General features: G+C 68.0%; 2 protein-coding genes and 1 CRISPR repeat array. Both genes read right to left on the bottom strand.

From position 1 onward, the window contains the following. Positions 1–58 precede the first annotated feature (58 nt). A CRISPR array of direct repeats spans positions 59–1549; the repeat unit is 29 nt; unit sequence CTGCTCCCCACGTCCGTGGGGGTGAACCG. Positions 1550–1745: 196 nt separating this feature from the next. Further along, positions 1746–3350, bottom strand: coding sequence for an acyl-CoA synthetase (locus Aph01nite_RS40655; protein WP_204046432.1), 1605 nt, complete (start codon positions 3348–3350; stop codon positions 1746–1748). A gap of 16 nt (positions 3351–3366) precedes the next feature. Next, positions 3367–4427: thiolase family protein (locus Aph01nite_RS40650; RefSeq protein ID WP_204046431.1), on the bottom strand; the 1061-nt coding region annotated here is incomplete at its 5' end.

Genomic DNA, 4427 nt, shown 5'->3' with positions numbered 1-4427 from the left:
CTCCCCACGTCCGTGGGGGTGAACCGGCCATTGTCCTTCAGAAATGCGATGGCAGGCGCTGCTCCCCACGTCCGTGGGGGTGAACCGCGCTCTCCCACGAGTGCGCGGAGAATGAGCCCTGCTCCCCACGTCCGTGGGGGTGAACCGTAGCCAAGTGGCTTAGGCTGCATAACCTGCCCCTGCTCCCCACGTCCGTGGGGGTGAACCGAGGTCGCCACCGACGAGTTCGTGCGGCTCTCCCTGCTCCCCACGTCCGTGGGGGTGAACCGGAGCCGTACGCCTGGGCCATCGCCCGCGGCGGCTGCTCCCCACGTCCGTGGGGGTGAACCGGCCGCTACGCGGTCATGTACCCGGACACGGGCCTGCTCCCCACGTCCGTGGGGGTGAACCGGTTGCCCGACCCGCTCGGCCTCCTGCTTTGCCTGCTCCCCACGTCCGTGGGGGTGAACCGCCCACTGCGGACGTCGATCGAGACGGGTACACCTGCTCCCCACGTCCGTGGGGGTGAACCGTAGCCGATGACCTCGCTGTCGAGCGCGTTCCCCTGCTCCCCACGTCCGTGGGGGTGAACCGTCGTGCTCGATCTGCTCGCGCTCGCTGTTGATCTGCTCCCCACGTCCGTGGGGGTGAACCGCGGAGCCATTCGGCCATGTCCTCGCTCAGCTCCTGCTCCCCACGTCCGTGGGGGTGAACCGCAGACCAGCCACAACCTCCGCTTTAGCTGGGACTGCTCCCCACGTCCGTGGGGGTGAACCGTCTTCGTAGTAGCTGGTACTACGCCGCCGCAGCTGCTCCCCACGTCCGTGGGGGTGAACCGTTCTTACTAGATCCCGAGATGGTTTCGGTTGCCTGCTCCCCACGTCCGTGGGGGTGAACCGACCCACACAGGGCACGGTTGGCCATTGCTACGCTGCTCCCCACGTCCGTGGGGGTGAACCGTGGAAGCTCTACCCGAAGAACAGCAGTAGCCGCTGCTCCCCACGTCCGTGGGGGTGAACCGGAGGTGGACAGCGCGACCGCCGACCCTGCCGACTGCTCCCCACGTCCGTGGGGGTGAACCGAGGGCGGGGAAGCGGGCGCGGCCTTCGTTTTCCTGCTCCCCACGTCCGTGGGGGTGAACCGATCGGGTGGCAGCTGGGGCGGGACGAGATCGGCCTGCTCCCCACGTCCGTGGGGGTGAACCGGCCGCTCCTTGTCCCGCTTCTCGAAGAACATCCTGCTCCCCACGTCCGTGGGGGTGAACCGAACGCCTCCGGCCGCGAGTTCGCCGACATCCGCTGCTCCCCACGTCCGTGGGGGTGAACCATGCATGGTGGCCGGCATGTCCGGTGATCCGGACTGCTCCCCACGTCCGTGGGGGTGAACCGCTCGACGGCCAGACCGCCACCGTGGACGTGGATGCTCCCCACGTCCGTGGGGGTGAACCGCTGCTGAAGGACCAGCTGGTGTTCGCGCCGCCATGCTCCCCACGTCCGTGGGGGTGAACCGACCCACGCCCGCACCACCAACCTGATTACTCGCTGCTCCCCACGTCCGTGGGGGTGAACTGGATCCACGCATCTACGCCTTCGTGGTCGAGATGCGATCCCCACGCCTGTGGGGGTAAATCGCCCCGTGGGTCAGCTCCAATTCTGTGTCCGCGCACAAGTTTTCGCAGGCGGACTATCCAAGGGTTGAAGTGGATCTGCGTTGTCGATCACTGCAGGGCAGCGGATCAGTGGAACGCCTGAACAGTCCCTCCGCCCTTATGCATCGGTGTCGAGCACTTTCGTGCCTCTGGCTGCGGTTTCTCTAGCCCAGCGGTAGTCGGCTTTGCCAGCAGGTGAGCGGACGAGTTCCTCCACGAACACGTACGTCCGGGGCACCTTGTACCCCGACAGTCGCGCACGGCAGTGGGTGTCTAGGGCTTCCTCGGATGGAGTGGATCCAGAGGTGGGCTGGACGACGGCGGCGACGCGGTAGCCCCAACGGTCGTCGGGGATGCCGGTGACGACGGCGTCGAAGACGTCGGGGTGGCCTTTCAGGGTGGCTTCCACCTCTTCGGGGAAGACCTTCTCACCGCCGGTGTTGATGCACTGGGAGCCGCGGCCGTAGACGCGCATGGTGCCGTCTTCTTCGACTATGGCCAGGTCACCGGTGAGCAGCCATTTGACGCCGTCGGCATCGGTGACGAAGGTCTGGCTGGTCTTCTCGGGGTCCTTGTAGTACGCGAAGGCGATGCGCCCGGTCTTCGCGACGGTGCCCATGTCGCCGGAGCCTGGACGGACGGGAGTGAGGGTGGGGTCGAGGACAGAGATGTTGGCGTTGGCGTTGGGCTGGTATTTGAGGCCGGATTCCGGCGATGAGCCGGCGACGGCGGAGGCGGTGTAGCCGGATTCGGTGGAGCCGAAGCTGTCCATGATCATTTTGTCGGGGAGCAGGGTCTGTAAGCGGTCGCGGACGGAGCCGGTCAGGATGGCGCCGGTGGAACTGACCACGAAGAGGGAGGACAGGTCGTACGCGCCGGTGGCGATCTCGTCGGCCAGGGGGCGGGCCATCGCGTCGCCGGTGATGTTGATCGTGACGACCTTCTCGCGTTCGATCGCGGACAGCACGGCGCGGGCGTCGAACTTCGGCACGTACACCATGGTTCCGCCCATCCACCAGGAGATGAACGTGCCCATCTGGGCGGCGCCGTGCATCAGCGGCGCGGCCGCCATCATGATCATCGGTCCGGAGTTGCGGGCCTGCTCGATGACCGCCTCGGGCGAGGCCAGCGGCGCGCCGTAGGGGTTGCCGCCGCCGAACGCCATGAACAGGTCCTCGACGTGCCACATCACGCCCTTCGGCATGCCGGTGGTGCCGCCGGTGTAGATGATGTAGATGTCCTGCCCCGACCGCGTCTCGAAGTCCCGCTCGTCCGAGGACTCCGCCAGCGCCGTCCGGTACGGCACCGCCCCCGGCACCCGCGACTCCCCGCCCACCGCGATCAGATGCCGCAGCTGAGGCGTGTCCGGCACGACCGCCGCCACCCGCTCGTCGAACTCGACGTCGAAGATGAGCGCCACCATGTCGGAGTCGTCGTAGAGGTAGCGGAGTTCGGCCTCGACGTACCGGTAGTTCACGTTGATCGGGACGGCGCGGATCTTCAAAGCGGCCAGGATGCCGGTGATGTACTCGATGCCGTTGTACAGGTGGATCCCGACATGCTGCCCCGCCTGTACGCCGTTGGCACGCAGGTGGTGCGCGAGCCGGTTGGCCAGCTTGTCCAGTTCGGCATAGGTCACCCGCTCGTCCCCGCAGATGACCGCGACACGGTCCCCGATCGTGTCCGCGAGCCCTTCGAACATGTCGGCGTGGTTGAACTCCATGGGGACCTGCTCTCTGCTAGGGCTTGTCTGCTCCGACGATCCACATGGCGAAGAACTGCGCTCCGCCGCCGTACGCGTGTCCGAGGGCCGTTCTGGCCCCCTCGACCTGGTGTTCTCCGGCCATCCCGCGGACCTGGAGGGCCGCCTCGGCGAACCGGATCAGGCCGGAGGCGCCGATCGGGTTGCTGCTGAGCACGCCGCCGGAGGCGTTCCAGGGGATGTCGCCGTCCAGGGCGGTGCAGCCGGCCTCGGTCAGCTTCCAGCCCTCGTTCTCGGCGGCGAAACCGAGGTTCTCCAGCCACATCGGCTCGTACCAGGAGAACGGCACGTAGACCTCGGCGACGTCGATCTGGCGGCGCGGGTCGGTGATGCCGGCCTGCCGGTAGACGTCGGCGGCGCAGTCCTTGCCGCCCTGCGGGTTCACCGTGTCGCGCCCGGCGCGGAAGATCGGTTCCGAGCGCATGGCCGTACCGTGCACCCAGGCGGGGCGGCCGGTGACGGCGTGCTCGGCGGCGAGGACCATCGCGCAGGCGCCGTCCGAGGACGGGCAGGTCTCCAGGTAGCGGATGGGCTCCCAGAGCATGGGCGTGGACTCGACCATGGCCCGGTCGATGCCGGGGATCTTCAGGTGGGCGTAGGGGTTCTTCAGCGCGTTCCGCCGGTCCTTGACCGCGACCAGTGTGCCGATGTGGCCGGGCGCGCCGGACCGGCGCATGTACTCGCGGATGTGCGGCGCGAAATACCCGCCCGCCCCGACCACCAGCGAGGCGTTGTACGGCAGATGCGTGGACAGCGCCCACGTCGCGTTGGACTCCGACTGCTTCTCGTACGCGACGACCAGCACCCTCTCGTGCACCCCGCCCTGAATCAGCGAAGCCCCCACGAGCCCGGTCGACCCGCCCACCGACCCCGCCGTGTGCACCCGCATCATCGGCTTGCCCGCCGCCCCGAGCGCGTCCGCCAGGTACGCCTCCGGCATCATCACACCCTCGAACAGGTCGGGCGCCTTGCCGATCACGACGGCGTCGATGTCCTTGAACGTGAGCCCGGCGTCCTCCAGCGCGCGCAGCGCGGCCT

Source organism: Acrocarpospora phusangensis (assembly GCF_016862995.1).
Lineage (GTDB): Bacteria > Actinomycetota > Actinomycetes > Streptosporangiales > Streptosporangiaceae > Acrocarpospora > Acrocarpospora phusangensis.
Note: the sequence above shows the minus strand (reverse complement) of the source record. Positions and strands in the feature narration are given on the sequence as shown.

Excerpts from the sequence above, each read along its gene's own strand:
- Aph01nite_RS40655 (WP_204046432.1), bottom strand. The coding sequence starts at position 3,350 with ATGGAGTTCAACCACGCCGACATGTTCGAAGGGCTCGCGGACACGATC.